Source organism: Pseudomonas sp. Emmai (assembly GCF_055179735.1).
This window is the reverse complement of the sequence record NZ_CM143685.1, coordinates 5991907-6018218: the sequence shown is the minus strand read 5'-3', so window position 1 is coordinate 6018218 and position 26312 is coordinate 5991907. Positions and strand designations below refer to the sequence as shown.

General features: G+C 60.9%; 19 protein-coding genes. 11 read left to right on the top strand and 8 right to left on the bottom strand.

What is annotated here, in order from left to right; genetic code table 11:
- The first annotated feature begins 5 nt into the window (after positions 1–5).
- From ACY4LX_RS27505 to guaA, 4 genes are all read left to right on the top strand, one after another.
- Positions 6–773: a sulfite exporter TauE/SafE family protein gene (locus ACY4LX_RS27505; protein ID WP_149658065.1), complete on the top strand. Its 768-nt coding sequence runs from the start codon at positions 6–8 to the stop codon at positions 771–773.
- A gap of 162 nt (positions 774–935) precedes the next feature.
- Positions 936–1484, top strand: a complete 549-nt coding sequence (locus ACY4LX_RS27500; protein ID WP_123410247.1) for a sugar ABC transporter ATPase — start codon at positions 936–938, stop codon at positions 1482–1484.
- A gap of 209 nt (positions 1485–1693) precedes the next feature.
- Positions 1694–3163 (top strand): IMP dehydrogenase, encoded by a 1470-nt coding sequence (gene guaB, locus ACY4LX_RS27495; protein ID WP_149658064.1) that lies wholly within the window; start codon positions 1694–1696, stop codon positions 3161–3163.
- Between the two features lie 126 nt (positions 3164–3289).
- Positions 3290–4867, top strand: coding sequence for a glutamine-hydrolyzing GMP synthase (gene guaA, locus ACY4LX_RS27490; RefSeq protein ID WP_123410248.1), 1578 nt, complete (start codon positions 3290–3292; stop codon positions 4865–4867).
- 76 nt (positions 4868–4943) lie between these two features.
- On the opposite strand, the gene ACY4LX_RS27485 is transcribed toward guaA, so the two are convergent.
- Together ACY4LX_RS27485 and treR are read right to left on the bottom strand one after the other, a co-directional pair.
- Positions 4944–9245 (bottom strand): membrane-targeted effector domain-containing toxin, encoded by a 4302-nt coding sequence (locus tag ACY4LX_RS27485; RefSeq protein ID WP_463258391.1) that lies wholly within the window; start codon positions 9243–9245, stop codon positions 4944–4946.
- Positions 9246–9380: 135 nt separating this feature from the next.
- A complete protein-coding gene (gene treR, locus ACY4LX_RS27480; protein WP_149658062.1) occupies positions 9381–10085 on the bottom strand; it encodes a trehalose operon repressor in 705 nt (234 codons plus the stop codon).
- A gap of 236 nt (positions 10086–10321) precedes the next feature.
- Here treR and treP point away from each other — a divergent pair, with 236 nt between their 5' ends.
- The 7 genes from treP to tadA all read left to right on the top strand — a co-directional run bounded on the left by treP (position 10322) and on the right by tadA (position 19987).
- Positions 10322–11764, top strand: a complete 1443-nt coding sequence (gene treP, locus ACY4LX_RS27475) for a PTS system trehalose-specific EIIBC component (protein ID WP_463258390.1) — start codon at positions 10322–10324, stop codon at positions 11762–11764.
- Positions 11765–11897: 133 nt separating this feature from the next.
- Positions 11898–13547 carry an alpha,alpha-phosphotrehalase gene (treC, locus tag ACY4LX_RS27470; RefSeq protein WP_463258389.1) on the top strand — a complete coding sequence of 550 codons (1650 nt, stop codon included), beginning with the start codon at positions 11898–11900 and terminating at the stop codon, positions 13545–13547.
- A 95-nt stretch (positions 13548–13642) separates the two neighbouring features.
- Positions 13643–14866 (top strand): maltoporin, encoded by a 1224-nt coding sequence (locus ACY4LX_RS27465; RefSeq protein ID WP_149658059.1) that lies wholly within the window; start codon positions 13643–13645, stop codon positions 14864–14866.
- Positions 14867–15015: 149 nt separating this feature from the next.
- Positions 15016–17550 carry a phosphoenolpyruvate--protein phosphotransferase gene (ptsP, locus tag ACY4LX_RS27460; protein WP_463258388.1) on the top strand — a complete coding sequence of 845 codons (2535 nt, stop codon included), beginning with the start codon at positions 15016–15018 and terminating at the stop codon, positions 17548–17550.
- 2 nt (positions 17551–17552) lie between these two features.
- Complete coding sequence (locus ACY4LX_RS27455) at positions 17553–17843, top strand: PTS transporter subunit EIIB (protein ID WP_463258387.1); 291 nt, start codon at positions 17553–17555, stop codon at positions 17841–17843.
- A 273-nt stretch (positions 17844–18116) separates the two neighbouring features.
- A complete protein-coding gene (locus tag ACY4LX_RS27450) occupies positions 18117–19493 on the top strand; it encodes a multicopper oxidase family protein (RefSeq protein ID WP_463258386.1) in 1377 nt (458 codons plus the stop codon).
- Complete coding sequence (tadA, locus tag ACY4LX_RS27445) at positions 19493–19987, top strand: tRNA adenosine(34) deaminase TadA (RefSeq protein WP_149658055.1); 495 nt, start codon at positions 19493–19495, stop codon at positions 19985–19987. Before ACY4LX_RS27450 ends, tadA begins: the two co-directional genes overlap by 1 nt.
- A 139-nt stretch (positions 19988–20126) precedes the next feature.
- On the opposite strand, the gene cmoB is transcribed toward tadA, so the two are convergent.
- The 6 genes from cmoB to lon all read right to left on the bottom strand — a co-directional run bounded on the left by cmoB (position 20127) and on the right by lon (position 26265).
- Positions 20127–21089 (bottom strand): tRNA 5-methoxyuridine(34)/uridine 5-oxyacetic acid(34) synthase CmoB, encoded by a 963-nt coding sequence (gene cmoB, locus ACY4LX_RS27440; protein WP_463258385.1) that lies wholly within the window; start codon positions 21087–21089, stop codon positions 20127–20129.
- The gene (cmoA, locus tag ACY4LX_RS27435; protein WP_463258384.1) at positions 21086–21865 is read right to left on the bottom strand and encodes a carboxy-S-adenosyl-L-methionine synthase CmoA; all 780 of its coding nucleotides are present in this window, start codon (positions 21863–21865) and stop codon (positions 21086–21088) included. Before cmoA ends, cmoB begins: the two co-directional genes overlap by 4 nt.
- A gap of 163 nt (positions 21866–22028) precedes the next feature.
- Entirely contained in the window at positions 22029–22664 is a 636-nt protein-coding gene (locus ACY4LX_RS27430; RefSeq protein ID WP_149658052.1) for a lysoplasmalogenase, read from the bottom strand.
- Positions 22665–22666: 2 nt separating this feature from the next.
- On the bottom strand, positions 22667–23059 hold the full coding sequence (locus ACY4LX_RS27425) for a protease inhibitor I42 family protein (protein WP_149658051.1): 393 nt from the start codon (positions 23057–23059) through the stop codon (positions 22667–22669).
- 156 nt (positions 23060–23215) lie between these two features.
- A complete protein-coding gene (locus ACY4LX_RS27420) occupies positions 23216–23674 on the bottom strand; it encodes a hypothetical protein (protein ID WP_463258383.1) in 459 nt (152 codons plus the stop codon).
- Positions 23675–23847: 173 nt separating this feature from the next.
- Entirely contained in the window at positions 23848–26265 is a 2418-nt protein-coding gene (lon, locus tag ACY4LX_RS27415) for an endopeptidase La (protein ID WP_149658049.1), read from the bottom strand.
- Positions 26266–26312: the final 47 nt, after the last annotated feature.

The following is a 26312-nucleotide window of genomic DNA, read 5'->3' as shown; positions in this document are numbered from 1 at the left end:
TGCCAATGAATGTGCTTGAGTTGTTGAGCCAATGGCCGTTCGGCGCGACGGATTGGCTGGTGATCGGGCTGGGCATTGCCCTGGCGTACATCGTGTTTGGCATCGCCGGGTTTGGCACCGCGCTGGTGGCGGGGCCGATCCTGATCCTGTTCATGCCGCTGTCGAAAATCGTGCCGTTGCTGGTGCTGCTGGATTTCGTCGCGGCGTTCGGCAATCTGCTGCCGTCGCGGCGGGACGTGGCCAGGCCCGAGCTGCTGCGATTGCTGCCCTGCATGGCGGTGGGTTGCACGTTGGGGGTGATCTTCCTGCTGAATCTGAAATCCGATCTGTTGCTGCTGTTGATGGGGCTGTTTATCAGCGCCTATGCGGTTTACAGCCTGTGGGTCAAAACCCGGCCCACGCAATTGTCCGCCGGTTGGGCAGTGCCGATGGGCACGGTGGGCGGGATGTTCGGGGCGTTGTTTGGCAGTGGTGGCTTTTTATATGCGATCTATCTGAACAGTCGCTTGCCCAAGGACGCGGCCCGGGCGACCCAGAGTGCGCTGATCAGTTGCAGCACCGTGGTGCGTTTGAGCCTGTTTGCCGTCGCGGGGGTGTACGCCGAGCTACCCTTATTGGTATTGGCCGTGTGCTTGTTGCCGGCCATGGCGCTGGGGTTGTGGATCGGCCGACGGTTGACGATGAAGCTGTCTCGGGAAGCGTTCGTGCGGCTGGTGACCTGGTTGGTGCTGGCCAGCGGGATTGCCTTGATCGGGCGGTATTTGAGTACTTGACCTGAGTGTGTCAGGGATTAAGCTGCCGGCCGTTCTGTCGCTTTCGCGGGCAAGTCTCGCTCCTACAGGTTTCGCGCAGATCCTTGTAGGAGCGAGGCTTGCCCGCGAAGGCGCCATCCGCCACGCCGCAGCACTTCCCATTTGACGCACTAGGCTTGCACCATGAATTCCCAAAGCATCATCGTCCCGAAAATTTCCACATTGCCGGTACACGAACCCCGGGCCCGGGCGGTCGTGCGGTGGCTGGTGCGCAAGAACATCGTCAAGGAAGAACTGACCACCTGCGGGCGTACCGGTAATCGCATGGGCTACGCGCTGGCCGATGGCGCTCGCGCAGTGGTGCTGCACCCGGAAGCGCTGCCGTTCGGCGAACCGGTCAATGGCCTGGAAATCATCACCAAACGCTGCATCTACACGCCGGCCAAGGGGTTTCTGGGCGAAGCGGGGTGCGCCGAGTGCCGCAAGGAAATCGGCGAGGCGCTGTTCGAAAGCCTGGAAGAGTGGATGCCGGGGCGCACCGACAACTTCACCTGCCCTGAATGCGGGCATGAAGATGACATCAACGGGTTTCTGTTCCTGCAGGAATGCGGCTTTTCCAACCTGGGGTTCATCTTCAACAACTGGGCCGAGGCGGGGTTCAAGCAGAGCTTTATCGATGAATTTGCCGATTGGCTGGACCAGCCCGTGAGCCTGGTGAAAGTCGAGCTGTAATCGAACCTGAACCTGTAGGAGCGAGGCTTGCCCGCGAAGCTTTTAGCGTCAGTGATGACGCCTTCGCGGGCAAGCCTCGCTCCTACGGGATTGTGTGGCAAATGCCCCGTCGATCACTGCATCGATAATAGACAGAGTTTTACATTGAACCCGAGGGGGTGTCTGACTATAATGGCGCGCTTCCATTTTCCCGCTCGGGAGCCCCCGCGATGCTGCGTATCAGCCAAGAAGCTCTGACATTCGACGACATTCTCCTCGTGCCCGGTTATTCCGAGGTGCTTCCTAACGAAGTCAGTCTCAAGACCCGCCTAACCCGTGGCATCGAGCTGAATATTCCTCTGGTTTCTGCCGCCATGGACACCGTCACTGAAGCCCGTCTGGCAATTGCCATGGCTCAGGAAGGTGGCATCGGCATCATCCACAAGAACATGACCATCGAGCAGCAAGCTGCCGAAGTGCGCAAGGTCAAGCGTTACGAAGCCGGCGTGGTCAAGGACCCGATCACCATCGAGGCTGACGCCACGGTGCGTGAACTGTTCGAACTGACCCGCCTGCACAACATCTCCGGCGTTCCGGTCCTGCACGATGGCGACCTGGTCGGCATCGTTACTTCCCGCGACGTACGTTTCGAGAACCGTCTGGACGCCACCGTCCGTGAAGTGATGACGCCTAAAGAGCGTCTGGTCACGGTCAAGGAAGGCGCCGACAAGAACGACGTTCGCGAGTTGTTGCACAAAAACCGCATCGAACGCGTCCTGATCGTCGACGACAAATTTGCCCTCAAAGGCATGATGACCGTCAACGACATCGAAAAAGCCAAGGCTTACCCGCTGGCCAGCAAGGACGATCAAGGTCGTCTGCGCGTCGGCGCGGCGGTCGGCACCGGTAAAGACACTGGCGAACGTGTTTCGGCACTGGTTGCTGCCGGCGTTGACGTGGTGGTGGTCGACACCGCCCACGGTCACTCCAAAGGCGTGATCGACCGCGTTCGCTGGGTCAAACAGAATTTCCCTGACGTGCAGGTCATCGGCGGCAACATTGCCACCGGCGCTGCCGCCAAGGCCCTGGTCGAAGCTGGCGCCGACGCAGTCAAGGTCGGTATCGGCCCTGGCTCGATCTGCACCACCCGCATCGTCGCCGGTGTCGGCGTCCCGCAAATCAGCGCCATCGCCAACGTCGCCGCCGCCCTTGAAGGCTCTGGCGTGCCGTTGATCGCCGACGGCGGTATCCGTTTCTCCGGTGACCTGTCCAAGGCCATCGTAGCCGGTGCTTCCTGCGTGATGATGGGCTCGATGTTCGCCGGTACTGAAGAAGCACCGGGTGAGATCGAACTGTTCCAGGGTCGTTCGTACAAGGCTTACCGTGGCATGGGTTCGCTGGGCGCCATGTCCCAGGCTCAAGGTTCCTCCGATCGTTACTTCCAGGACTCCTCGGCAGGCGCCGAGAAACTCGTTCCGGAAGGCATCGAAGGGCGTGTGCCGTACAAGGGCACCCTGAGCGCCATCATCCATCAACTGATGGGCGGCCTGCGCTCCTCGATGGGCTACACCGGCAGTGCCGACATCGAAGAAATGCGCACCAAGCCTGAGTTCGTGCGGATCACCGGCGCTGGCATGGCCGAGTCCCACGTGCACGACGTACAAATCACAAAAGAAGCACCAAACTATCGGGTCGGCTGAAGCCGACAGCTATAAGCCACAAGCTAAGAGCTGCAAGCGGTACTGCGTTTACGCAGTTACCGCGCAGCTTCCGACTACTTGCAGCTTGCAGCTTGAAGCTAGCAACTGCTTTTTGAGTTTTTTCCCATGGCCCTCGACATTCACGCCCACCGCATCCTGATCCTCGATTTCGGTTCCCAGTACACCCAGCTGATTGCCCGCCGCGTGCGTGAAATCGGCGTGTACTGCGAACTGCATCCGTTCGACATGGACGACGAAGCGATTCGCGAATTCGCTCCAAAAGGCGTCATTCTCGCCGGCGGCCCCGAGTCCGTGCACGTCGCCGACAGCCCGCGCTGCCCGCAAGCGGTGTTTGACCTGGGCGTACCGGTCTTCGGTATCTGCTACGGCATGCAAACCATGGCTGAACAGCTGGGTGGCAAGGTCGAAGGTTCCGAGCTGCGTGAGTTCGGTTATGCCCGCGTAGACGTGGTCGGCAAGAGCCGCCTGCTCGACGGCATCGAAGACCACATCGACGCCGATGGCCTGTTCGGCCTCGACGTGTGGATGAGCCACGGTGACAAAGTCACCAAGATGCCGCAGGACTTCCACATCCTGGCCAGCACCCCGAGCTGCCCGATTGCCGGCATGTTCGACGACGCTCGCGGCTACTACGGTGTGCAGTTTCACCCGGAAGTGACCCACACCAAGCAGGGCGGTCGCATCCTCTCGCGCTTCATCCTCGACATCTGCGGCTGCGAAGCCCTGTGGACGCCGTCGAAAATCGCCGAAGACGCCATCGCCAACATCCGCGCCCAGGTCGGCACCGACAACGTACTGCTCGGCCTGTCCGGCGGTGTGGATTCCTCGGTGGTTGCCGCGCTGCTGCACAAAGCCATTGGCGACCAGTTGACTTGCGTCTTCGTCGACAACGGCCTGCTGCGTCTGCACGAAGGCGAGCAAGTGATGGCCATGTTCGCCGAGAACATGGGCGTCAAGGTGATCCGCGCCAACGCTGAAGACCAGTTCCTCAACAACCTGGCTGGCGAAAGCGACCCAGAGAAGAAGCGCAAGATCATCGGCCGTACCTTCATCGACGTCTTCGATGCCCAGTCCAACAAACTGGACAACATCAAGTACCTCGCCCAGGGCACCATCTACCCGGACGTGATCGAGTCGGCTGGCGCCAAGAGCGGCAAGGCCCACGTGATCAAGTCGCACCACAACGTGGGTGGCTTGCCGGAAGAGATGAACCTGAAACTGGTCGAGCCGCTGCGCGAACTGTTCAAGGACGAAGTCCGTCGCCTGGGCCTGGAACTCGGCCTGCCGTACGACATGGTTTACCGTCACCCATTCCCGGGCCCGGGCCTGGGCGTGCGGATCCTCGGTGAAGTGAAGAAGGAATACGCCGACCTGCTGCGTCGCGCCGACCACATCTTCATCGAAGAACTGCGCAAGGCCGACTGGTACCACAAAGTCAGCCAGGCGTTCGTGGTGTTCCAGCCAGTGAAATCGGTTGGCGTTGTAGGCGATGGCCGTCGTTACGCCTGGGTCGTGGCCCTGCGTGCCGTGGAAACCATCGACTTCATGACCGCGCGTTGGGCGCACCTGCCTTACGAACTGCTGGAAACCGTTTCCGGCCGCATCATCAATGAAATCGAAGGCATCTCCCGCGTCACTTATGACGTGTCGAGCAAGCCGCCGGCGACGATTGAGTGGGAGTGATCGCGAACAGGCCCTGAGGGCCTGACGCTGTCATGCAAAGGCCGGGTGAACGACGTTCACCCGGCCTTTTTGCATCTCAGGAAACTGCAGGCACGACCCGCAGCGGTTTTGACCAGTTGGCCAGGGTCATGTGGTTGGCGTTCAGGGCGTCCATCAGGTCCAACGGTGTGTCGAACGGCTTGCGATGGATGTCGGGCCAGGTTGGAGCGTCGATGAACAGCTTGTTTTGCGCGTTGGTCTGAATCGGCGTGTAGACCAGCCCGCGGGTGCGGCTGCGGTGAATCAGTTTGAGTTCACCGGAGGCGTTGCTGAGGGTGTAGAGCCCATCGGCGTACAACTGCTCGCCGAGGGATTTCTGGCCGGCATGCAGCCAGGGCGTTTCCAGTTGCAGGCGTATGTCGCTGCCGACGGTGACCGGGCCGAGCTGGGTCGTCAGTTGTTGATCAGGCAGGACAAAGTTGGCGACATGTTCTTCAGGCGCCTCGGTGCCCGGATCGACCATGAAGCTTGAACCTTCGCCTTGGGGCACGTTTTCGATACGCAGACTGATGGCGCCTTCCAGTTCACTGACACCCGGCAATTCACGGTAGGTATTGGTGCTCATCAGGTCCACCAGGGCGACCCAGCGCTCGGTGCTGGCGCTGGGCACATAGCGTTGGATCTGCTGGTGAGTCAGGTAGTTATTGATCCAGCGACGGCTATAGCTGTCGTTCGGCACGTCACCGTTCAGCGGGGAACTGGCCATGCAGTCCAGGGCTTGTACCCGCAGGTTGTTGCGTTGGGCGGTGCGCACCAGTTGCAACAGGTTGAAGCGCCCGGACGGGTCATTGCCGGCCACGCGGTCCGCCGCTTCCAGGGACTGGCGCAGTTCGGTGGACAGGTGGCCGCTGCGATGAAAGGCATCGAGCTCGGCCTGGTCGGTTTCGGTGACCAGGCCCCTGACAAACAGGGTTTTGGCCTGTGCCCTGCTGAAGGCTGGCATGTGTTCGATCAGAAACTGCTTGCTGCCGATACCTCCCGAAGCCTCACCCACGACCAGGCCCGGCGCGTGCTCCAGGACCTGTTCGATGAAGGTGTCGCCATCGAGGTCCGGGGTCAGAGTGGGCAGTTGAGGGCGGGGCGGCAGTGTCCGAGGCGCGCGGAAAAACGCCTGTGCATCGTTGAGCAAGCGTTGGCGTGCGCGGTTGATCTGGCTTTGCCCGCGGCTGATGGGTTGCAGTTGGCCGTCAGCGTCCCGGGCGAGTTTGATGTGCGTCTCGTCGAGGTCCTGCGCTGGCACATCGTAGGCGCTGAATGGCTGCGAGGGTGTAGGGGCGGTTGTGCCCGATGCGCCCGGCGTGAGCGGAGCCTGAGACTCGATCATGCCCCGGGCCTGAAGGGCTTCGTGCAGTTTCTCAAGGGTCTTGAAGTGCTTGCCGTTCAGGCCCGTCCATTCGGACCGATTGAAGAAATAACCGGCCTTATCCTGTTGCAGCAGTGTGCACTTGATCCAACCGTCGCGAGCCCGGCTGACGATCAGCGTTTGTCCCTGTTCTTCAGCGAGTCGGTACATGCCGGGCACAGGCATGCTGGCATCGAGTTTGCGCGCCGCACTGACTTCGACGGGCGTTTCCAACTGCAGGCGCAGGTCGCTCGTGACGGTAGTAGGCGCAGCGCCCATCTGCAGGGTGGTGCGCCCGGGATCCGGCTCTATTCCACGAGCCTCGCCAATCTGCGCCTCTTCGATGCGCAGGCCTACCGTGCCTTCCAGTTCGCTCAAACCTGGCACGCCCTTGTAGGTATTGGCATGGCTGTTACCTACCAACGCCACCCATTTGTGGACGCCGCGCGCTGCCTGATCGGCCTCAATGACCCCGCGCGCGAAGAAATTCATCATTGTTTGCCGATAGTTCAGTTCCGCACCGAGCAACCCTTTGCTGCGATAACTGGCCGCGCAATCGATGGCTTGCACCCGCAAGTGATTTTTTTGTGCACTCCTGACCACTTCCAGGAAGGTGTACCGGCCGGTGGGATCAGTGTGGTGGCCCTTGTCTAGCCGCCGCAGGTATTTCTCCAGGTTCTCCGACAGCTTGCCGGTGCGATTGAACAGGTCCAGGTCGGCTTGATGGAAATCCGTCAGCACATGCTCCAGGTACAGCGTCTTGACCTTCTGCTTGGCCAGTAGCGGCATGTTTTCGATCAGGAAACGTTTACTGGCGTCACTCGCATGGTTTTCGCCGATCACCAGGCCGGGGTTGTCCCCGAGCAGGCGCTGGAGAATGACCTTGGGCGGCGCGTCGGCGGCGAACGTCGGTATTTCAGGACGGGCCGGCAGCGGCGGATCGGCGAAAAACGCCCGGGCATCGTCATGCAACCTGTGCCGTAACGCGTTGAAGTCGTCCAGGTCATGGCCGCCTGAGTAACGTTCGTCCAGCTCTTTGAAGTCACCGCCCTGGTTGGCGATGCGTTGCAGGTCGGGCCGCTCGGCTTCGGGGACGTCATAGGCGGTAGCCGGGGTCTCGACCGTCGGCAGGGGCGATGGCGAGCGTCCCCAAGGCTTGAACCCAAACATCGGCTTGCCGCCCTTGAGGCCTGGGCTGGCGACAGTTTCCCAGCGTTTGTATTCGTTCAGGTGCACCGGCACATTGCGGTAGAACGACCAGGGATTTTTCGGGTCAACGATCAGCCAGCCCTTGGCTTCCTTGACGTAACGCACCTGGAAGTGGGCAGACGTGAGGCCTTGGCGCAGGTAGATGTAGGTCTTGCCGCTCTGGGTCTCGATGATGCCCTGGCGCTCCCCCGTGCCTTCGCGGGTGTTCTCGGTGATCTCGGCGCGCAGCGATTCCAGGAAGCTGTCTTCCTCGCCCAGCGCCGCCACTCGTTCCGGGGCGATGCTGTGCAGCAGGGGCGGCTCCTCTTCTTCAGCGATCTCGGCTCCCAGCCGTTCTTCGCCGGCCACGCTGTCATTGGCCTGGGCGATCTCGGGCAGGCGCTCGCCGGTCTTGAGGAACATCGCGTTGAAGAGTGTGTCGATCACGGCGAATACAGCGCCGGTCACCCCGGACTTGCGCTCGGTGGGCGTCTTGCCGTTGACTGCCTGGTCGATATTCAGCCCGACATTCGCAACGCCGGCCCCTACCGCCGCCAGGGCCACCGGCCAGCCCACCGCCGCCAGCGGACCGAACATCCGCCCGAAGGCATTCAGGTAACCGATCCACAGTTTTTTTCGCAGCTCGCCGTTGGAATGCATCATGTAGCCGGCGTCGCTGAGCATGCGCGCGTGGGTCGCGTCACGCAGGTGGGTGAACGGATCGTTGCTGATCCACGCATCCTGCACGCTGAGCAGGGAGTGGTCGTGGTTTCTCCAGGCGCTGAACAGCAGGTCCAGCACGTGGTTGAGGCCGACGTTTTCGATATGGGGTTCGTGGAAAACCGTGCTGAGCAGATTCGCCACCGGGAAGGCCGCCAGCAACCACTTCCGCGCAGTGGTGAGGCTGGCGGTGTCTTCCATGATGTCGTGGTCGGCCACCTGGAAATGCGCCATGAAACGCTTGCGGTTCTCGGGCTGTTCGACCTGGGACATCACCCACCAGTGCAGGTCCTCGGTGCTGTCGAGTACATGAAAGCCCCAGACCTCGCCGGGCACATAGAGGATCTGCCGGCCCTGCTGGTCGACGATGCACAGGATATCGCTGGCGACATAGTTGCCGACTTTCAAGCGTCGCAGCCGTAAGCCGGTGCCTGGCTGGATGGAGGCATCGAGCATTGGCCGGGTCACCGGCCAACTGACATTGCTGGCGCAAGCCTTGATCACCGTAGCGAAGTTGTCATCCGACAATCGACCGCCCTCGCGGTCCTCGATGGCTTTGGCCAGGAAGGTGCATTTGGCCAGGGTCCTGAACGTGTCGCCCTGCTGGCTCCAGAATGTCTCGGCGCTGGTCCGGAAATGATCGAGGAAGTTGAACGCCCAGAACGCTTTCATCACCTGGCTGCCGAACAGCTTGACCTCATTGGTCTGGTCGTAGACCCCGACATCGGGCCCTGCGGTGTAGAAGCCGCAGTCGTTGTCGAGCAGGTCGGCGTTGTCCTGATCGTGCACGGTGAAGCGGGTGATCACCAGTTGCGTCAGGGTCATGGAGTCGTAGGGGTGTTCCAGGTGCTCCCAGCCGGTGAATGTCTTGTCGTTGCTTTGGGAGCCGTGAAAGCGGTGCCAGTAGACCTGATCGGGTTTCAGCGTGGTGATGCCATGGTCATTGAGGATGCGCGTGGCGAAGGTGGTCGCCATGTCATACAGGTCGGGGCAGGCGTCGATCAGCGCCGGGACCAGCGCCTTGAGTGCCTTCGCATCGGCGGAGCCGGGCAACTCGGGGGCGTGAGAAACGGGGGGCGTTGCAAGCATGTCTATCTTCCTTGACAGGTGTTTTTCACCCTCACTATCCCAAGGAAGAGGCAATAAAGCTGTCGGATCCGGCGCTGTTTATTGCAGGCTCCGGTCGACCTGAAGCAGGGAATACAACCGTTGACCTTGTACGAATCAGCGCCGCGCCACGTCCGAAAAGTAGAACTTATCCAGCGTATGCCGCGATTCGGTGTATTCGAACTGCCGCCCATCCTGCAAAAACGTCTGGTTACTGACCACGATCACATGGCTCTGGCCATCCAGATCCAATAGCAACTGATCGTCCTTGCCCCGGGGCACCGCTTCGATGGTGCGCTGGGCATAGGCGATTTGCAGTTGCAGGGTCTGTTCGATGAAGGCGTAGATCGAGTGTTCGGCGATTTCGCGGGACAGGCCGGGAATCACGTCGCTGACGAAATGGTTGATGTCGAGGATCACCCGCTTGCCGTCGATCCGCCGCACGCGTTTGATCCGTGTGATCAGGCTGCCTGCTTCGGCCTTGATGTGCTCCAGCAGCGGGCCCTCAAGCGGTATCTGATCAAACTCGACCACTTCGGTGCTGACGTCGTTGCCCAGGCGTGGGTAGGTTTCCTGGAAGCTGACGATGCCTCCCAATTGAAACTCGATCGGGTTGGTCGACAGCACAAAGGTGCCTTTACCGTGGACTTTCTGCGCGAAGCCACGCTCCTGTAACTGCTCGATGGCCTTGCGCACGGTGCCGCGACTCGCCTGGTAGCTGTCCATCAGTTCGGTTTCGGAGGGCAACCGCGCGCCACGTTCCAGACGTTCGGTGGTGATGCTGGCAAGCAGATCGGTGTAGATCTGGTTGTATTTACTCATGGGATGGCTCTATGCCGCGCTGTGCTCAAGGTTTTGAACCTTAAGGGCAGGGTAGGCAATTGTCCATGCGGCAATAGGTTTCTTTGACTTGAGGGGTAGGAAATTTCGCCGCCGGTCGGCGCCGGGATAAACAAAGTCAAACTCGTCTGTACGAGTTGTTGCTTTAACTCGTACAGACGAGTACTTTTCGTTTCGGCGTGCTGCCAATAACAAAAAACTACAGCGGAAGATCAAGCATGAGCCACGACTATCCGAATATCGCCAGCGAGCTGCTTGTCAGCCTCGGTGGCAGCGACAACCTTGAGCAGGCCGCGCACTGCGTGACGCGTTTGCGCCTGGCCCTCAAGGACCCGAGCCTGGTCAACAGCGCCACGCTGAACCAGATTGATCTGGTCAAAGGCTCGTTCTTCACCGGTGGCCTGTTCCAGGTGGTGATCGGCCCCGGCGAAGTGGAAAAGGTCTACGCCGAATTGCGCCGGCAAACCGGTCTTGCCGCGTCGACCATCGCCGACGTTAAACAAAAGAGCGCGGACAAGATCAATGCCATGCAGCGTCTGGTGCGGGTGTTTTCCGATGTGTTCATGCCGATCCTGCCGGCGCTGATCATTGCCGGCCTGCTGATGGGCATCAACAACCTGATCGGCGCCAAGGGCATGTTCATCGAGGGCAAGACCCTGCTGGATGCGTATCCGAGCCTGGATGGCATCTGGAGCCTGATCAACCTGATGGCCAACACCTCGTTTGTATTCTTGCCGGCGCTGGTGGGCTGGTCGGCGGCCAAGCGCTTTGGCGGCAGCGAAATCCTCGGCATCGTGCTCGGCCTGATGCTGGTACACCCGGACCTGCTCAACGCCTGGAACTACGGTAAAGCGGTGGCCGGGCTCGACGGTCAGAGCCTGCCGTACTTCGATATTTTCGGCTGGTTCAAGATCGAGAAGGTTGGCTACCAGGGGCAGATCCTGCCGATCCTGCTGGCGGCCTACGTGATGAGCGTCATCGAGAAATGGCTGCGGGCGCGGGTGCCGAATGCCGTGCAATTGCTGGTGGTGCCGATCACCACCATCGTTGTCACCGGTGTGTTGGCGCTGGCGGTGATTGGTCCGGTAACCCGGCACCTCGGCATCCTGATCACCGAAGGCGTGGTCACTCTGTTTGACCTGGCGCCGATGGTGGGCGGGGCGATCTTTGGTCTGCTCTATGCGCCACTGGTGATCACCGGCATGCACCACATGTTCCTCGCCGTGGACTTGCAGCTTATTTCCACCCAGGGCGGCACCTTCATCTGGCCGATGATCGTCATGTCCAACCTCGCCCAGGGCAGCGCGGCACTGGCGGTGTTCTACATGACCCGCAACGTGCGGGACAAAAGCATGGCCTCGACCTCGGCGATTTCCGCTTACTTCGGCATCACCGAACCGGCGATGTTCGGCGTCAACCTGCGCTACAAATTCCCGTTTTATTCGGCGCTGATCGGCTCGGCCCTGGGCTGCATCTTCCTGTCGATGAACAAGGTCCAGGCCTCGGCGATTGGCGTCGGCGGCTTGCCCGGTTTTATCTCGATCATTCCGCAATTCATCCCGACGTTCGTGATCGGAATGATCATCGCGATGGTTGTGCCGTTTGTTTTGACCTGTGGGTTGAGCATGAAGATTGTCCGGCCGGGGTTTCGGGTTGCCTGATCGATCGCCTTCGCGGGCAAGTCGGAACGCCGCCCGCTCGCTCCTACATTGGAGCGCGTACCCCCGTAGGAGCGAGGCTTGCCCGCGAAGGGGCCCTCAAGGCCTGTACAAAACTTATTGAAGGAATTCCGCCATGCAAGACTGGCAACGTTCGGTGATCTACCAGATCTACCCGAAAAGCTTTCACAGCCACGCCGGCAACCCGACCGGGGATTTGCTCGGCGTCGTGGCCAAGCTCGACTACCTGCACTGGCTGGGTGTCGATTGCCTGTGGATCACACCGTTCCTGCGTTCGCCCCAGCGCGACAACGGCTACGACATCAGCGATTACTACGCCATCGACCCGAGTTACGGGACCATGGCTGATTGCGAATTGCTGATTGCCGAGGCCGGCAAACGCGGGATCAAGTTGATGCTCGACATCGTGGTCAACCACACCTCGGTCGAGCACGAATGGTTCCAGCAGGCCCGCAGCAGTCTCGACAACCCGTACCGCGACTTCTATATCTGGCGCGACCAGCCGAACAACTGGGAATCCAAGTTCGGTGGTTCGGCCTGGGAGTACGAGGCCCAGACCGGCCAGTACTTCCTGCACCTGTTCGACCACACCCAGGCCGACCTCAATTGGGACAACCCCAAGGTGCGCGCCGAAGTGTTCAAGATGATGCGGTTCTGGCGTGACAAAGGCGTGGGCGGTTTCCGTCTGGACGTGATCAACCTGATCTCCAAACCCGCGGACTTCCCCGAGGACAACAGCGACGGTCGCCGCTTCTACACCGACGGCCCGAACGTCCACGAGTACTTGCAGCAGATGCACCGCGAAGTGTTTGAAGGCCACGACCTGATCAACGTCGGCGAGATGTCTTCCACCAGCCTTGAGCACTGCATTCGCTACTCGCGACCGGAGTCGAAAGAACTGTCGATGACCTTCAACTTTCATCACCTGAAAGTGGATTACCCGAATCTGCAAAAGTGGATTCGCGCCGACTTCGACTTCCTGCAACTCAAGCGCATCCTTTCCGACTGGCAGACCGGCATGCAGGCCGGCGGTGGCTGGAACGCGTTGTTCTGGTGCAACCACGATCAGCCGCGCGTGGTCTCGCGTTTTGGTCACGACGGCGAGCATCGGGTGGTGTCGGCGAAGATGCTCGGCACCGCGTTGCACTTCCTCCAGGGCACGCCGTTTGTGTACCAGGGCGAAGAGCTGGGGATGACCAATCCGGGCTTCGATCACATCGATCAGTACCGCGATGTCGAGACCCTGAACATCCATAGCCTCCAGCGCGATGCCGGGGTCAGCGATGCCGACAACATGGCGGCGATCATGCAAAAGTCCCGGGACAACGGCCGCACCCCGATGCACTGGAACGCCGAGCGAAACGCCGGTTTCAGCGTCGCCGAGCCGTGGATCAGCGTGCCGGCCAACGCCGCGCAGATCAACGTCGCCAGCCAGTTCGACGACCCGGAATCGGTGCTGCATCACTACCGCCGGTTGATCGCGTTGCGTCGCAACGAAGCGCTGATGTCCGACGGTGTGTACCGGCAATTGCTGCCTGAACATACGCAGATCTGGGCCTACACACGGGAAGGCCAAGGCGAGCGATTGCTGGTGTTGAACAACTTCTACGGCACAACCTGTGAAGTTGAATTGCCGGATGAAGTGCTCAGCGAAGGGATGTCGCAACGGCTGGTGATCAGCAATTACCCGGACTGTCCGCCGCGCAATCGGCAGGTGTTTCTACGGCCCTTTGAGTCGTTCGTGCTGCACCTGACTAACCACTAAAAAAACACCGATTTTAAAAACACGCAGAACACTGCGCGGGGGAGTTTTGCGCGCCGTTTTTGCTGCAGCACACAATAAAAATAATGGGGTAGCACATGAAAACAACAATAAATCGCAGCCTTGTAGCAGCAGGCGTGTGCCTGGCCTTACCACTTTCGGCCCAGGCGCTGGAGTTCGGCGGGTACGTGCGTAGCGGCGTCGGGACCTCGACGAACAGTGGCAAACAACAATGTTTTCAACTGCCGGGCGCACAGACCAAATACCGTTTGGGCAACGAATGCGAACAGTATGCCGAACTGGAATTACGCCAGGATTTGTACACCCTGGATGACGGCTCGGTGGTCAGCGTCGATGGCATGGCATCGCTGTATAACCAGTACGACAAGGACCTGACGTTCAATGGCGACAACGGTTCGGTGCGCATGCCGCAGCTGTACGCGCAATGGTCGAACATGCCGAGCCTCAACGGCGGTTCGCTGTGGGCCGGCCGGCGTTATTACAAGCGCAACGATATCCACATTTCCGACTTCTACTATTGGAACCAGAGCGCCACCGGCGGCGGTATCGAGGACGTGCTGATCGGCGATCTGAAATACAGCTATGCCTATTCGCGTAAGGACAACCTGTACCAGAAGGACTACATCAACCGGCATGACTTCAACGTCGCCGGGTTCGACACCAACCCCGGCGGCGAGCTGGAACTGGGCCTGAGCTACATCGACAAACCCGACAGCCGCGACGCGCACCGTGGCTGGGCCGTTACCGCCCAGCATGTGCAGAAAGGCTTTCTCGGCGGCAAGAACAAACTGGCCTTCCAATACGGCGAAGGCCCCGGCACCGGGTTGGGTTATACCGGTGACGTGAAGCTCGACGACCGCAATAAAAGCTATCGGGTGGTCGAGTTTTTCGACTGGCAGGTGACGCCACGCTTCGGCGGGCAGATTGAAGCGGTGTATCAGAAAGACATACGCCCGGACGGCGCCGACCAGAACTGGTTGTCCCTCGGCGTGCGCCCGGCCTATGCGATCACCGAGCAGTTCAAACTGGTGACCGAACTGGGTCACGATCAGGTTGAGGCTCCCGGCGGGACGCGCAAGTTGAGCAAGTTCACCTTCGCCCCGACCTGGTCGCCCAAGGGCCCGGAATTCTGGGCGCGCCCCGAAGTGCGCCTGTATTACACCTATGCGAGCTGGAACGAGGCGGCCAAGCGGGCGGCCAATGAACTGGCGGCGGGCTCGGCGTTGTCCGACAGCGGCGCCTTCGGCACGGCGCGCCACGGTTCGAATGTCGGAATGCAGGTCGAGTACTGGTGGAAATAAACGCATAACCTCGTAGGAACTGCCGAAGGCTGCGATCTTTTGATCTTTCGCTCCAGACTCAAGCGAGTCCAGGAGAAAAGATCGCAGCCTTCAGCCGCTCCTACGGGTATCGCAGCGTCTTTTAAAAGAACAAAACAGCAGGTGACGTCATGGCCACACCCCAACATTTGCAACTGCATGCGCCGCTATCTGGCGTATTGATGCCGCTGGATCAGGTTCCCGATCCGGTGTTCTCCAGTCGCGTGATCGGCGATGGCCTGTGCATCGATCCGACGTCCAATACCTTGTGTGCACCACTGGCCGGGATCATCAGCAATGTGCAGGCCAGCGGCCATGCCGTCAGCATCACCGATGAAAACGGCGTGCAGGTGTTGATGCATATCGGCCTCGACACGGTGAACCTGGCGGGGAAGGGGTTTACCCGGTTGGTCGAAGAGGGCGAGCAGGTCGATATCGGGCAGTCGCTGATCGAGTTCGATGCCGATTACATCGCCTTGCATGCACGCAGTCTGTTGACCTTGATGCTGGTGGTCAGCGGTGAGCCGTTCACCTGGCTGGTGCCCGAAACGGGCGTGGTCGACAGTGGCCAGCCATTGTTGGGCGTGCACAGCACCGGGCAAACGATGGATGAAGGGTTGCCGGAGGAAGGCCTGGCGCTGTTCTCCAAACCGGTGACGCTAGCCAACCCGAACGGCTTGCACGCCCGCCCGGCGGCGGTGTTCGCCCAGGCTGCCAAACAGTTTTCCGCGAGCATTTTCCTGCACAAGCAGCAGGACAGCGTGAACGCCAAATCCCTGGTGGCGATCATGACGTTGCAGACCGCCCACGGCGATGTGGTGCAAGTCAGCGCGGCGGGCCCGGATGCTGAAGCGGCGATCACGACATTGACCGAGCTGTTGATCAATGGCTGCGGTGAAGCCGGCGCGGCCTCGACCCAGGTTGACGCGAAGGAAACCGAGGCCCCGACGCTGACCGTGTTGCGCGGCGTGTGTGCCTCCGCCGGATCGGCGTTTGGCCAAGTGGTGCAGATCGCCGAGCAAACACTGCAAGTCATTGAGCTCGGCACCACACCGCTGGAGGAACACGATCACCTCGCCCGGGGCCTGGCCGAAGCGCAGGCGTCCCTGCAACAGTTACGCGACAACGCCAAGGGCAACGCACAAGCAGACATCTTCAAGGCGCATCAGGAACTGCTCGAAGACCCGACTTTGCTGGGAGTGGCGCAGGGGCTGATCGATGAAGGCAAAAGCGCGGCGTTCGCCTGGCGCGCGGCCACCGAGGCGACGGCCACTTTGTTCAAGGGCATGGGCAACGCCCTGCTGGCGGAGCGGGCGGCGGATCTGGCGGATGTCGGGCAACGGGTGCTCAAACGGATCCTCGGCGTGGAGGACAGCGCTCTGGAATTGCCGGACGGCGCCATCCTGATCGCCGAACAACTGACCCCCTCCCAGACCGCCGGGCTCGACACTCGCAAGGTGCTGGGCTTCGCCACGGTGGGTGGTGGCGCCACCAGCCACGTCGCGATTCTGGCCCGGGCCGCTGGCCTGCCGGCGATTTGCGGGTTACCGGTGCAAGTGCTGACGCTGACCAATGGCACCCAGGTGCTGCTCGACGCCGACAAGGGCGAACTGCACCTCGACCCGGACCTGGCCGCCATCGAGCAACTGCAAGCCAACCGCCAGCAACGGCAGAAACGCCATCAACATGAACTGGCCCACGCCGCGCTCGCCGCGTGTACCCGCGACGGGCATCACATTGAGGTCACGGCCAACGTCGCCTCGCTGCCGGAAACCGAGCAAGCCATGACGGTGGGCGGCGAAGGTGTTGGGCTGTTGCGTTCGGAGTTTCTGTATCTGGACCGCAACCACGCGCCAAGCCACGACGAACAGGCGTCCACCTACAGCGCCATCGCCCGCGCCTTGGGGCCGAATCGCAATCTGGTGGTGCGCACTTTGGATGTCGGCGGCGACAAACCGCTGGCCTATGTACCGATGGACAGCGAAACCAACCCGTTCCTCGGCATGCGCGGGATTCGCCTGTGCCTGGAGCGTCCGCAACTGCTGCGGGATCAGTTCAAGGCGATCCTGAGCAGCGCCGGACTGGCCCGTTTGCACATCATGTTGCCAATGGTCGCGCAGCTCTCGGAATTGCGTCTGGCCCGGCAACTGCTGGAAGAGGAGGCGCTGGCGCTGGGGCTCACGGAACTGCCGAAGTTGGGGATCATGATCGAAGTGCCCGCAGCGGCATTGATGGCGGACCTGTTTGCGCCCGAGGTGGATTTCTTCTCCATCGGTACCAACGACCTGACCCAATACACCCTGGCCATGGACCGCGATCACCCGCGCCTGGCCAGTCAGGCCGACAGCTTTCACCCATCGGTCCTGCGCCTGATAGCCGGCACCGTCAAAGCGGCCCATGCCCACGGCAAATGGGTGGGCGTGTGCGGGGCGTTGGCTTCTGAAACCCTGGCGACCCCGCTGCTGCTGGGGTTGGGGGTGGATGAGCTGTCGGTGAGCGTGCCGCTGATTCCAGCCGTCAAAGCGGCGGTGCGCGAAGTGGATCTGGCGGATTGCCAGGCCATCGCCCAGCAAGTGCTGGGGCTGGAAAGCGCCGAGCAAGTGCGCGAGGCGTTGCGCCTGTACCACGAGGCCACGGTCGATACTTCACTGGTTCTGGAGAACTGAGCATGTTCGAGAAAATGCAGCGGGCGTTCTGGAAAGCGTTGACCCCGGATCTGGTGGCCGATGAGCCCAAGCAGGTGGTTAAACCGGTTGCAGGTTTGGCCGGGGATATCGTGGCCGCGTTGGGCGGGGTGGATAACCTCAAGTCGCAGCAGCCTGTGGCGCTGACCCGGGTGCGGGTGGAGTTGCGGGATGTGGGGCGGGTGGATCGGCAGGCGTTGAATCGGGCGGGGGTGCCCGGCGTCATGCTGCTGGATGGCGGCGTGATGCACCTGATCACCGGCCTTAAACCATAACCGATCACCTGTGGCGAGGGAGCTTGCTCCCGCTCGGCTGCGAAGCAGTCGCAAAACCATCAGACGAGGAGTGTCTAATAAAACTCGATTGCAGGTTTTAGGGCCGCTTCGCGTCCCAGCGGGAGCAAGCTCCCTCGCCACAGAGGCTTTGCCAGCCATGATGTCCCTGTGTCCCATTGCCGCCCCACCCTTACTGTTTCTCAACCGCAGGTGTATCGTATTCGCCTTTTGCGGGCCTCTGGCCTGTCGCTGATACGTGAGGTAGTTGAGTTCATGTCCTTTACCCGTCGACAAATACTCGGTGGTCTGGCCGGTCTTGTGGTGGTTGGCGTGGGGGCCGGTGGCGCGTCGCGTTACTGGCTGGGCAAGATGGCCGACGCCGAGGCGGGCCACGACTACGAACTGATCGCCGCGCCGCTGGACGTCGAGTTGGTGGCCGGGCACAAGACCCAAGCCTGGGCGTTCGGCCCGTCGGCGCCGGGCACCGAGTTGCGCGTGCGTCAGGGCGAATGGCTGCGGGTGCGCTTCATCAATCACCTGCCGGTCGCCACCACCATTCACTGGCACGGCATCCGCCTGCCGCTGGAAATGGACGGCGTGCCCTACGTCTCGCAGCTTCCGGTGCTGCCGGGGGAATACTTCGACTACAAATTCCGCGTGCCGGACGCCGGCAGCTACTGGTATCACCCCCACGTGAACAGCAGCGAAGAACTCGGCCGTGGCCTGGTCGGCCCGCTGATCATCGAAGAGCGCGAGCCCACCGGTTTCAAGTACGAAAAAACCCTGAGCCTCAAGAGCTGGCACGTCGATGAAGAAGGTGCGTTCGTCGCCTTCAGCATTCCCCGTGAAGCGGCGCGTGGTGGCACGGCCGGGCGCTTGTCGACGATCAATGGCGTGGCCCAAGCGGTGATCGAGCTGCCCGCCGGGCAAATCACCCGCGTGCGCCTCCTCAACCTCGACAACACCCTGACCTATCGCCTCAATATTCCCGGCGTCGAAGCGCAGATCTATGCGCTGGACGGCAATCCCATCGAACCGCGCCCGCTGGGCAAGGAATACTGGCTCGGCCCCGGCATGCGCATCTGCCTGGCGATCAAGGCGCCGCCGGCCGGTGAAGAGCTATCCTTGCGCAACGGGCCGGTGCGTCTGGGCACGTTGCGTTCGGTGGACAACAGCGACACCCCGACCCAATGGCCGCCCGCGCTGCCCGCCAACCCGGTGGCCGAGCCGGACCTGGCCAATGCCGAGAAACTCAACTTCAATTTCGAATGGGTGGGCTCGGTGTCGGTCAACGTCGACAACGGCAAGCCGCCAAGCCTGTGGCAGATCAACGGCAAGGCCTGGGACATCACCGACAAGACCTGCGCCGACCGCCCGATTGCCAAGCTTGAGAAGGGCAAGAGCTACATTTTCGAATTGAAGAACATGACCCAATACCAGCACCCGATTCACCTGCACGGCATGAGCTTCAAGGTGATTGCCTCGAACCGGCACAAGGTCATCCCGTACTTCACCGACACCTACCTGCTGGGCAAGAACGAGCGCGCGCAAGTGGCGCTGGTGGCGGATAACCCGGGCGTCTGGATGTTTCACTGCCATGTGATCGACCACATGGAAACCGGCCTGATGGCCGCCATCGAGGTGGCGTGATGCGCCAGATTCGTCCTGCGGCAATCATCGACCGCAGCCGCGATCAGGATTTCATGCGCGAAGCCCTGGCCCTCGCCGCCCAGGGCGCGGCCCTTGGCGAAGTGCCGGTGGGCGCGGTGCTGGTGCAGGACGGGGAAATCATCGGTCGCGGCTTCAACTGCCCGATCAGCGGGCACGACCCCAGCGCCCACGCGGAAATGGTCGCGATCCGCGCCGCCGCCCTCGCTGCCAGCAACTATCGCCTGCCCGGCAGCACCCTCTACGTGACCCTGGAGCCGTGCAGCATGTGCGCCGGCCTGATCGTGCATTCGCGGATCGCGCGGGTGGTGTACGGCGCCCTGGAGCCCAAGGCCGGGATTGTGCAGAGCCAGGGGCAGTTTTTTACCCAGGGTTTCTTGAATCACCGGGTGTTGTTTGAAGGCGGGGTGTTGGCGCAGGAGTGCGGCGCGGTGCTTAGCGAGTTTTTCAAGGCCCGAAGAGCCAGCAGGGACTGAACGTTCCCACGCTGATCGTTCCCACGCTCTGCGTGGGAATGCCGCCCGGGACGCTCCGCGTCCCTTCGCGGGCGTGACGCAGAGCGTCACAGGATGCATTCCCACGCAGAGCGTGGGAACGATCAGGGGCGGGGGGGAATTAGATTGGCTTGCGAGCGACAATCACCGCGCGCATCGGCGCCGGCAAGCCTTCGATCGTCTTGCTGTGATCTTCAGGGTCCAGGAAATCGCTCAACGACTGATACTTCATCCACTCCGTCCCACGCTGTTCCTCGACGGTGGTCACGCTGACATCCACACAACGAACCTCGGTAAACCCGGCCCGGCGCAGCCACAACTCCAGCGCCGGCACCGACGGCAGGAACCACACGTTGCGCATCTGCGCATAACGATCTTCCGGCACCAAAACCTGCTGCTGATCACCTTCGATCACCAGCGTCTCCAGCACCAGTTCGCCGCCCTTGACCAGGCAATCCTTTAGCGCCAGCAAGTGCTCGATCGGCGAACGACGGTGGTAGAACACGCCCATGGAAAACACGGTGTCGAAGCCTTCCATGTTCGGCGGCAGGTCTTCGAAGGGAAACGGCAGGTGCCAGGCGTTGGGTTCGGACAAGTAGCGCTGCACGGCCTGGAACTGGCAGAAGAACAACCAGTTCGGGTCAACACCAATCACGCTGTCGGCCCCGGCGCCGAGCATGCGCCACATGTAGTAACCGTTGCCGCAGCCGACATCGAGGATGCGTTTGCCCTTCAAATCCAGGTGCGGTGCAACCCGCGACCATTTCCAGTCCGAGCGCCACTCGGTGTCGACGTGCACGCCGAACAGGTCGAACGGGCCTTTGCGCCAGGGCGACAACCCCATCAGCGCGGTACGCATCTGCGCGCGGGTTTCGTCGTCGCAATCGGTGTCCAGGCTCAGGCCGTTGAGCAGGTCGACTTCACTCGGCTGGATCTTCGGCAAGGCGTCCAGCGCACTTTGCCAGCGCTCCAGGTCGCCGTGGCCCTTCTCCATTTTCTTGTCGAGTTGTGCTTGCAGGGTGTTGGCCCAATCGGCCAGCGGCGTGCCGGCCAGACGGCGGGCGAGGGGAGACAGATCAATCATGGCAAGGCAATCAACGAGGCAAAGTTAAGACACTGGAACCACGGCACGACTTTCGAGAACCCGGCGGCCAACAGGCGTTCGCGGTGTTCTTCGAGGCTGTCGGGCTTCATGACGTTTTCGATGGCGCTGCGCTTCTGGGCGATTTCCAGTTCGCTGTAGCCGTTGGCGCGTTTGAACGCGACGTGCAAATCGGTGAGCAACGCGTGTTCTTCCAAATCGTTGAAGCGCAGCTTCTCCGACAGGATCAACGCACCGCCCGGCAACAACGACTGGTGGATGCGCGAGAGCAACGCGGTGCGCTGGTCCGGGGCGATGAATTGCAGGGTGAAGTTCAGCGCCACCACCGAGGCCGGCTGGAATTGCAGCGCGAGGATGTCGCCTTCGATCACTTCCACCGGCAGCAGCTCCTGGAACATCGAGTCCTGGCCGTTGAGGTATTCGCGGCAGCGCTCGACCATCGCCGCCGAGTTATCCACAGCGATCACCCGGCAACCGTCGGTGCGCACATGACGGCGCAGGGCCTGGGTCACGGCGCCGAGGGACGAGCCGAGGTCGTAGAGCACGCTGTTGGGCTGGGCAAACTGCGCGGCGAGTACGCCGAGGTTTTCGACGATGGTCGGATAACCCGGCACCGAGCGCTTGATCATGTCCGGGAACACCCGCACCACGTCCTCGTTAAAGGCGAAGTCAGGCACCTGGGCCAAAGGCTGGGCGAAAAGGCGATCGGGTTCTTTGCTCACGGCGGTTCCAGCGGCGTAGGTGGAAAAGGCCGGCATTTTAGCCAAATTGACCGGGGGATGCGCGGGTTGTCTGATAAACCGCAGCGGACAGTGCGATCCATTGTGGCGAGGGAGCTTGCTCCCGTTCGAGTGCGCAGCGCTCGCCAGATTTGGGTCTGCTGCGCAGCCCAACGGGAGCAAGCTCCCTCGCCACAGGGATTCAGCGGTGTTTTTGAGTAAACGCCGACGCCGTTATCCCCCATTGCCCCACCCAGTAACTGAGGATGATCACATAGGGCGCCGCCTCGAACGGCATCACAAACCGGCTGATCCCGATCACGCTATCGGAAAACACAAACGCCACCGCGCCCGCCGCCGCCAGCAGTGCCGAGCGCTTGGGCACATCGCTGCCAAGCCGCGCCAGCGCTCGCCAAAGCATCGCGCTGATCGCCACGCCATAGACAATCACCGGCACCAGCAACGGCCCCAAACCATGGGAAATCAGAATCCCCAACAGCACCGCGCCCACGACGACGGCCAACACCAACGGCAACAACGCCAAGCGTCGGCAATCACTCAAATACGCTTTCAGGTACGCCAGATGCGCCACCAAAAACGCCCCCAGCCCAAACACAAACAAATCCCCCGGCCACGCCAGCAGCACGTCGCCGAGCAGGGAGAAAATCAGGCCCAGGCTGATCCAGCGTCGATACTCGGTAGGCGGCGCATCGTGCAACCAACCGAGCAGGGCCAACACCGGCAACGGCTTGACCAACAGGCACAGCAACGCGGCATGTACGCTCAACCCATACAGAAAGGTCACCGCGCCCATCAGCGCCAGAATCAGCCAGCCCACGATCAGTTAACCGAAATCGCGCAATCGAAAGTTTGCACCGCCGGCACTTCCGGCGCCCAGGGTTGCGAGTAGGTCAGGCGCAAACGCCCGGTGCCGGTGGCGAAAGACTGAAAGCGCCAGGTCGAAAGCCCGGCACTGCCGACGATCCCGGCGTCTTCGGGGTTGCTGTAGACCTCGGGGCTGAGGGCACGCAACACGCCGCCGGCGGAATCCTGGATCGCCCAGCGATAACCCGTGGTCGGGTTGCTTGGCAGGGTCACGATCAGGTTTTGCCCATTGCTCAACCTGGCCGGGCATTCGCTTTGTTTTTCCACGGTCACGTTCTGGCTCTGCTGCGAGGCGCAACCGGCCAGCAGGGAGAGGGCGAGGGGGACTAACAGGCGGGTGGGGGACATAAGGTCAGTGGCTCCGGCATTCACGACGAACGGCGAGCATAACTGAAGATGAGACAAAGTGTGACGCTGCCTGCGCGGACAATCGTGCTGTATTCCTCTACACGGGCTCGAGGCATTTTACGGGTCACATTAGTGCGCGCAGGCGGGCGCTGAAGTCTAAGGTGTCGTCAGGTCGGTGATAGAAATATATCCTCTGCCAGTCAGTTCACGGGTTTCATTATTATCAATATTTTTTGCCAGAACTTTGAAATCGATCACGTTATACCTACGTTTTTCCGGCGCTATTACCATGGTTTCGATGTTGCCGGTGTAGTTGATTGTTTGGAAACTATAGGGGAGGTTATTTGTTCCTGAGGTGAAAGTTTCCGAATAACCAACAATGCTGGGCTGGTGGCCGGTTTGAAAACTAATAGTCAGATTTCTTTCGCTGGAAAGGCCTTTGTCTTTATAGCAAGTAATATAAAACCCTGGCTCGAATCTATCGGATTTGTATTCCATGGCGGTCATGGTAAATGTTGTCATTGGTAACGGTGAGGTGGGGTTTGTAATATCTTTTGTTTCAATGGTTAGTTGGCCGTCAACTAAAACCCCTTGAGTTGCTTTGGTCTTCGCCATCAGTCACTTCCTTCAATAGGTGGAAAGCCGAGCAGGAAGTGTGCTGAGAAAATCATGGAGAGGTAACTGTCAGGTATGACAGTTTTTAAGGCTGATTTGTTCAGGGGGTGTTCTTTCTTATAATCAAAGCGCTCACTGCCCAAGCCCGTCAGGCAGTGGCGCATTTGAACCGTTTAAAACAATATCTTCGCCACATCCGCAAACCGCTTGGCAAAGTGCACCGTAATCCCTTCCTTCAAATAATCCGGCAACTCCTCGAAACTGCCGCGATTCGGCTCCGGCAAAATCAATTCAAAGATCTTCTGCCGCCGCGCCGCAATCACCTTCTCGCGCACCCCGCCAATCGGCAGTACATGCCCGGTCAACGTCAGCTCGCCGGTCATGGCGATGCCTTTTTTCGGTGCCTGGTTACGGGCGAGGGAGAGCAGGGCGCTGGCCATGGTCACGCCGGCGCTCGGGCCGTCTTTCGGGGTGGCGCCTTCCGGCACGTGGAGGTGGACGAAGGCTTCGTCGAAGAACTTCGGATCACCGCCAAACGACTTCAGGTTGGAGCTGACGTAGCTATAGGCGATCTCCGCCGACTCTTTCATCACATCGCCCAGTTGCCCGGTGAGTTTGAAGCCCCGGTTGAGCGTGTGAATCCGCGTGGCTTCAATCGGCAGGGTCGCGCCGCCCATGCTGGTCCAGGCCAGCCCGGTAATCACGCCGGTGCCGGACAAGACTTGCTCGTTGCGGAACACCGGATGGCCGAGTGAGGCTTCCAGGTCTTTGGGGCCGATCTTGATCACCGCTTTCGGTTCGTCGATCAACTTGACCACGGCTTTGCGCACCAGTTTGCCCAGTTCTTTTTCCAAGTGGCGCACCCCGGCTTCGCGGGCATATCCGTCGATCAAAGCTTTCAACGCGCTGTCGCTGATGCTCAGGCTGCCTTTGGAAACGCCGGCCTTCTGCAGTTGCTTCGGCCACAGGTGACGTTTGGCGATGGCGATTTTTTCTTCGGTGATGTAGCCCGACAGGCGAATCACTTCCATCCGGTCGAGCAACGGGCCGGGGATCGAGTCCAGGGTGTTGGCGGTGCAGACGAACAGCACTTTCGACAGGTCCAGGCGCAGGTCCAGGTAGTGGTCGAGGAATTCGACGTTCTGTTCCGGGTCGAGGGTTTCCAGCAGCGCCGAGGCCGGGTCGCCCTGGTAGCTCTGGCCCATCTTGTCGATCTCGTCGAGCATGATCACCGGGTTCATCACTTCGACGTCTTTCAACGCCTGCACGAGTTTGCCCGGTTGCGCGCCGATGTAGGTGCGGCGATGGCCCTTGATCTCGGCCTCGTCACGCATGCCGCCGAGGCTGAAGCGGTAGAACGGTCGGCCGAGGGATTCGGCGATGGACTTGCCGACGCTGGTCTTGCCCACGCCCGGCGGACCCACCAGCAGCACGATGGAGCCGCTGATCTCGCCTTTATAGGCACCGACCGCGAGGAATTCGAGGATGCGGTCCTTGATGTCGTCCAGGCCGGCGTGGTGTTTATCCAGCACCTTGCGTGCGTGCTTGAGGTCGAGTTTGTCCTCGCCATACACGCCCCACGGCACCGAGGTCGCCCAGTCCAGGTAGTTGCGGGTGACTGCGTACTCCGGCGAACCGGTCTCGAGGATCGACAGCTTGTTCATTTCCTCTTCGATGCGTTTTTGCGCCTGGGGCGGCAGGACCTTGCCTTCCAGGCGTTGCTCGAACTGTTCGATGTCGGCGCTGCGATCATCCTTGGTCAGGCCCAGTTCCTGCTGGATGACCTTGAGCTGTTCCTTGAGGAAGAACTCGCGCTGATGCTCGCCGATCTTGCGGTTCACTTCGGCGGAGATTTCTTTTTGCAGGCGCGCAACTTCGACTTCCTTGCGCAGCATCGGCAGGACTTTTTCCATGCGCTTGAGCATCGGCACGCAGTCGAGCACTTCCTGCAACTCGCCACCGGTGGCGGAGGTGAGGGCGGCGGCGAAGTCGGTCAGGGGCGATGGATCGTTGGGGCTGAAGCGGTTGAGGTAGTTCTTCAACTCTTCGCTGTACAGCGGGTTGAGCGGCAGCAATTCCTTGATCGCATTGATCAGCGCCATGCCGTAGGCCTTGACCTCGTCGGTCGGCTCGGTGGGCTGGTGCGGGTATTCGACTTCCACCAGGTACGGCGGTCGATGGTGCTTGAGCCAGGTCTTGATGCGCACCCGGGTCAGGCCCTGGGCGACGAACTGCAATTTGCCGTTTTCACGACTGGCGTGGTGCACCTTGACCAGGGTGCCGTACTCCGGCAGCGCGCCGGTATCGAAATGACGCGGATCTTCCTGGGGCGTGTCCATGTAGAACAGGGCCAGGGAGTGATGATCGGATTTGCTCACCAGGTCCAGTGTTTCGGCCCACGGTTCTTCATTGACGATCACCGGCAACACTTGGGCCGGGAAGAACGGGCGGTTGTGGATCGGGATGATGTAGACCTTGTCCGGCAGGTTTTGGCCAGGCAGGGCAAGGCCTTTGCCGGTGGAATGGTGTTCGATGTGGTCGGTTTCGGCGTAGTCGCTCGGGTCTTCAGGAAATTCTTGCTGGTCGCTCATGGGGCACCTGCGCAATGGGGTATGGGTCTTAGATGGGGCAGGTGGGG